Below are 4654 nucleotides of genomic sequence, written 5' to 3'. Positions count from 1 at the left end.
TCGGCGCGTACGGCACCGCGCCCTGGGGCACCGGCGTCAGCACGCCGAGCGCCTCGGACCCGACCCCGCTGTCGGTCGCGACCGCCACGGTCGGGCAGCGGGTCAACCCCCTCGGCGTCGACCCGGCGCAGCCGCGGTTCGGCTGGAAGCTGGGTTCGGCCGCGCCGCAGCAACGGCAGTCCGCGTACCAGATCGTGGTGTCCACCGGCGGAACGGACGTCTGGGACAGCGGCCGCGTCGCTTCGGCCCAGCAGGCCGATGTGCCCTACGGCGGCCCGGCGCTCGGCTCGCTCACGGCGTACACCTGGCGCGTCCGCGTCTGGGACGGCCAGGGCCGGCAGAGCGGCTGGAGTGCGGTGCAGCGCTTCGAAACCGCGTTGCGCACGCCGTCGGCTGAGTGGACCGGCGCGTTCGTCGGCCGCGCCACCGCGGGCCCGGACCTCGCCGGCGCGAGCTGGATCTGGTACCCCGAAGGCGATCCGCTCGGCGGCGTACCCCCGGCGACCCGGTTCTTCCGCAAGACCTTCGACCTGGCCGCGCCGGGCAAGGCGACGCTGGTCGTCACCGGCGACGACACCGCGACCGTGTGGGTCAACGGCACGAAGGTCAGCGACTCGCCGCGGGTGACCGACTCGTGGAAGACGGCGGCCGTCGTCGACGTCGGCGGTCTCCTCACGGCGGGGTCCAACACGATCGCGATCAGCGCCGAGAACACCACGCAGAGCCCGGCCGGGCTGATCGCCAAGCTGACCGTCCAAGGTGGACCCACCGTGCTCACCGACGGCTCGTGGAAGGCGAACCAGACCGGGCCGGACGGCTGGGAGCAGCGCGGGTTCGACGACAGCTCGTGGACCGGCGCCCGCGCGCTGACCACGTACGGCACCGGCCCGTGGGGTGCGAACGTCGCCGTGTCCGCGCCCTCTCCCCTGCTGCGCAAGAGCTTCACCGTCTCGAAGCCGGTGGCGAGCGCGCGGCTGCTCACCACCGCGCTCGGGCTGCAGGAGACCCACCTCAACGGCGCCAAGGTCGGCACCGAGGTCCTCGCGCCCGGCTGGACCGACTACGCGAAACGCGTCCAGTACCGCGTTTCCGACGTCACCGGGCAGATCCGCCAGGGCGAGAACGCGCTGGGCGCGATGCTCGGCAACGGCTGGTACTCCGGCAGCGTCGGCATCGCCGGCAGCCAGAAGTACGGCACCGAGCCGTGGTACTCGGCGCAGCTGAAGCTGACCTTCACCGACGGGACCGGCACGACGATCGCGTCCGACGGCAGCTGGAAGACCACCGACGGCCCGATCCGCGCCGACGACCTCTACCAGGGCGAGACCTACGACGCCCGGCTCGTGCCGTCCGGTTGGGACCGGCCGGGCTTCGACGACCGGGCGTGGGCCGCACCGCGTGTGCGCTCCGGCGCGAAGCCGAACCTGGTGTCCCAAGTGGACAACGGCGTCACGGTGCAGCAGGAGTTCAAGCCCGTCGCGTGGACGCAGCCGAAGCCCGGCGTGTGGGTGGCCGACCTCGGCCAGAACTTCTCCGGCTGGAACCGGCTTTCAGTGACCGGGCCGGCGGGGACGACGGTGACCGTGCGGCACGCCGAAGTGCTCAACCCGGACGGCACGATCTACACGACGAACCTCCGCGCGGCGCAGGCGACCGACCGCTTCACGTTGGCGGGCACCGGGTCCGCGGAGACGTACGAGCCGCGGTTCACCGTGCACGGCTACCGGTACGTCGAGCTGACCGGCCTGCCGTCGGCCCCGACGGCGACGACGTTGACCGGCCGGGCGATGTGGACGTCCGGTGCGCAGACGGGCACGTTCACGACGTCGAACGCGCTGGTGAACCAGTTGCAGCACAACATACTGTGGGGTGAGCGCTCGAACATGCTGTCCGTCCCGAGCGACTGCCCGCAGCGCGACGAGCGGCTCGGCTGGACCGGCGACATCGGGATCTTCGCCGGCACTTCGACGTTCAACCTCGACGTGGCGAACTTCCTCGGCAAGTTCAGCGACGACCTGGTCGACGCGCAGCACGACGACGGCTCGTTCACCGACGTCGCGCCGGGCGTGCTGGGCGGCTCGGGCACGGCGGGCTGGGGCGACGCGGGCGTCATCGTGCCGTACACGCTGTGGCAGCGCTACGGCGACACCGGCGTGATCGACGAGCACTTCGCCGCGATGGTGAAGTGGGTCGAGTACCTGCGCTCGACGTCCGGCGCGGACCTGATCCGCGACCACCAGACGTACGGGGACTGGCTGAACGTCAACGACAACACCGCGCAGGACCTGATTTCGACGGCGTTCTTCGCGTGGTCGTCGAGGCTGGTGTCACGGATGGCGGCGGCGACCGGGCGGACGGCGGAGGCGACGAAGTACGGGACGCTGGCCGACCAGATCGGCGCGGCGTTCACCAGCCGGTTCACGCAGGCCGACGGGACCGTCGGGTCGGGTTCGCAGGCCGGGTACGTCCTGGCGCTGGCGTTCGGCCTGCTCCCGGCGTCCCGCGTCCAGCCGACGGCGGACAAGCTGGCCGCGCGCGTGGCGGCGGCGGGCGGCCACCTGAGCGTCGGGTTCCTCGGCGTCGAGAACCTGCTGCCAGTGCTGGCCGCGCACGGCCACGCCGACGTCGCGTACCAGGTACTGCTGCAGCCCGACTTCCCCGGCTGGGGCTACATGATCGGCCACGGCGCGACCACGATCTGGGAGCGCTGGGACGGCATCAAACCCGACGGCACGTTCAACGACCCGGGCATGAACTCGTTCAACCACTACGGCCTCGGCTCGGTGGGCGACTTCCTGTATCGCTCGGTCGGCGGGCTGTCGCCGTCGTCCCCGGGTTACGCGTCGCTGCTGGTGGCGCCGCGCCCCGGTGGTGGCTTGACGTCGGCGAAGTCGGCGTACGAGACCCCGTACGGCGGCGCGGTCAGCGACTGGTCGGTGTCGGCCGGGACGTTGACGCTGAAGGTGACGGTGCCGGCCGGGTCTTCGGCGACGGTGCAGGTGCCGACGTCGAACCCGGGCGCGGTGGCGGCTCCCGCTCAGGCCGTGCCGTCCTCGCCGGGGACGTACTTCGTGCCGGCGGGTTCGTACGTGTTCACGGCTCCCGCGTAGGGAGTTCAGCCGGTGCCGCCTCCTTCGCGGGGCAGCACCGGCCGCACGGCGAATTTCAGGTGGAAGTTGTCGAGCGTCGCCGGGAGCGGGCGGTCCGGGGCCAGCACCGGGCCCGTCGTCTGCTCGAACGCGTGGCTCCGCAGCAGGTTCGCCAGCAGCGTGCTCACGCAGAACTGGACCAGGTCACGGCCCGGGCAGATCGCCGGGCCGGCGCTGAACGGGACGAGCGCCGGGTTGGCGGCCGCGCGGCCGTCGAGCCAGATGTCCGGGTCGAAGCGGTCGGCGTAGGGCAGGTCGGCGTCGCGGTGGAAGAACGGGGTGAAGACCAGGACGGTCGTGCCCGCCGGGCCCCACGACGTCTCCTCCGTGCTTTCGCGCAGCAGCATCGGCGTCGTGGGCCACAGGCGGATCGCGTCCAGCACGCACGCCCGCAGGTAGCTCAGCTGGTGCGGCTCCCCCGGGTCGGTCCCGGCGATCTCTTCGCGGGCGCGGTCCGCCGCCGCCGGGTGGGATGCCAGCAGGGCCAGGGTCCGGAGGGTCACCATGCCCGCCGCGTCGAAGGCGAACAGCCAGTGCGCCACCTGGTCCGCCGCGGTGCCGTCGCCGGGCGTGGCCGCGATCGCCGCGGCCAGGCTGCCCGGCTCCGCGCGCTCGAGGTGGGCGGTCAGCCGGTCGTGGAACTCGGCGCGCAGCCGGTTCCGCCGCGGGTGCAGGTACGCCCAGTTGGCGTCGAGACGAAGCCGTTCCAGCTGGTCGGTGAGGGTTTCGTCGTCGCGGGCGCCCTCGCCCAGCACGATCCGCCGGACCAGGCGCCACCAAACGACGTTGAAGCTGTCCCAGGTCAGCTCACCGGCGGTGGTCAGCGCGGCGGTCTCCTCGGCGATCGCGCGGGCGAACGGCGCCGCCAGCTCGTGCAGCGGACGGCCCGGTTCCAGCACGGCCTCGGAGAACGCCCGCCGCGGGCCACGCTCGCCGGCGGGCGAGATCAGCACGCCGTGCGGCTGGAAGTGCCCCAGCGCGGCTCGTTTCTCCACTGTGGACGGACTGAACGGCGTCGGTGCGGCCGCCAGCACCGCGCCGACGTCTTCGGCGGACAACGCCAGCTCCACCGAGCGGCCGGGCACGCGCAGCTTCAGCGGCCGCCCGCCGTGCCGGTCGCGCAGGCGCGTCAGCATCTTGACGGCCGGGCGGTCGACCTGCAGCTTCTCCGCGACGGCCATCGCTCGCGGCCGGCGTTTGATCACGCCGCCGGCCAGCGTGGGCAGCGCCACGCCGAACCCGATCCGGATCGTCTCGGCCACCGAAGCGGTGTCGGGCCTCTCCTGGGTAGTCGTCATGAGGCGCGGCTACCCGCACCGCTCGCGGCGGAAACGCCGTCAGCGGCGCAGGGCGACGTTCAGCACGTCCCCGGCGTGGTCGAGGCAGTCCGCGCAGATCACCGCGTCCCGCGCGGCGCAGTCCACGCGCAGCAGCGGACGCCGGAGGCCGAGGAACGTCCGGCGCTCGCGGCGGCCGCAGAAGTCGCAGACCGCGGCCAGCGGCGA

At 72.9% G+C, this 4654-nt stretch carries 2 protein-coding genes; one reads left to right on the top strand and one right to left on the bottom strand.

Annotated elements, in window-relative coordinates; translation table 11 throughout:
* A partial coding sequence (locus tag G3I65_RS21680; protein ID WP_160697736.1) for a family 78 glycoside hydrolase catalytic domain occupies nucleotides 1-3110 on the top strand: 3110 nt, incomplete at its 5' end.
* Nucleotides 3111-3115: 5 nt separating this feature from the next.
* On the opposite strand, the gene G3I65_RS21675 is transcribed toward G3I65_RS21680, so the two are convergent.
* The gene (locus tag G3I65_RS21675) at nucleotides 3116-4447 is read right to left on the bottom strand and encodes a cytochrome P450 (RefSeq protein ID WP_160697735.1); all 1332 of its coding nucleotides are present in this window, start codon (nucleotides 4445-4447) and stop codon (nucleotides 3116-3118) included.
* Nucleotides 4448-4654: the final 207 nt, after the last annotated feature.

The organism is Amycolatopsis sp. SID8362 (genome assembly GCF_010550475.1).
Classification (GTDB): domain Bacteria; phylum Actinomycetota; class Actinomycetes; order Mycobacteriales; family Pseudonocardiaceae; genus Amycolatopsis; species Amycolatopsis eburnea.
The sequence above is the reverse complement of the archived record's forward strand: the minus strand, read 5'-3'. Positions and strand labels throughout refer to the sequence as shown.

What these genes read in the sequence shown, in the direction of transcription:
- G3I65_RS21675 (WP_160697735.1), bottom strand. Translation starts at nt 4,447, where the DNA reads ATGACGACTACCCAGGAGAGGCCCGACACCGCTTCGGTGGCCGAGACG.